Origin of the sequence: Pseudomonas sp. EL_65y_Pfl2_R96 (assembly GCF_963970905.1) — a bacterium.
GTDB lineage: Bacteria > Pseudomonadota > Gammaproteobacteria > Pseudomonadales > Pseudomonadaceae > Aquipseudomonas.
In genome coordinates this window covers 1-428 of record NZ_CAXAQH010000416.1, presented here as the reverse complement: position 1 = coordinate 428, position 428 = coordinate 1, and the positions used below count along the sequence as shown (strand labels likewise).

At 62.1% G+C, this 428-nt stretch carries 1 protein-coding gene; it reads left to right on the top strand.

The window, feature by feature from the left end; all coding sequences use genetic code 11:
* Nucleotides 1-165: 165 nt before the first annotated feature.
* The coding region (locus tag AACY49_RS32045; protein ID WP_445262696.1) for a cupin domain-containing protein at nt 166-428 on the top strand (263 nt) is incomplete at its 3' end.

Below are 428 nucleotides of genomic sequence, written 5' to 3'. Positions count from 1 at the left end.
GATGTGCGGTGCGAGCGTAATATCGGTGCGATTGTAGGTAGCGCGCAAGCACCGCTTCCGGACAATAGCTTCGAAGACAGTCGGAACGGGGCCGGTCGGCCCGGATGGATTTTGCACGGCGTAGCCCTGATACTCGGGAGTCTTGATGACGATGCTGTACCGAAAATGGTGCGATGCAGCAAGAACCAACTCCGCCCCGATCGTGGGAGCGCGCGGAAAGCGGAGAGCCTCATGTTCAATTCCTGTCGCCTCCAGGGGGCGTCTGCCCTAACAGCATGTGCGATGTCGCATACCTTGATCGCCTCGCTGGACCTGTCCCCCCACCCCGAAGGCGGCTGGTATCGCGAAACGATGCGCCAGCCTTCGCCGGACGGCAGCCGCGGGCTGGCAACGGCCATTCTGTTCCTGCTGGAAGATGGGCAGCGGTC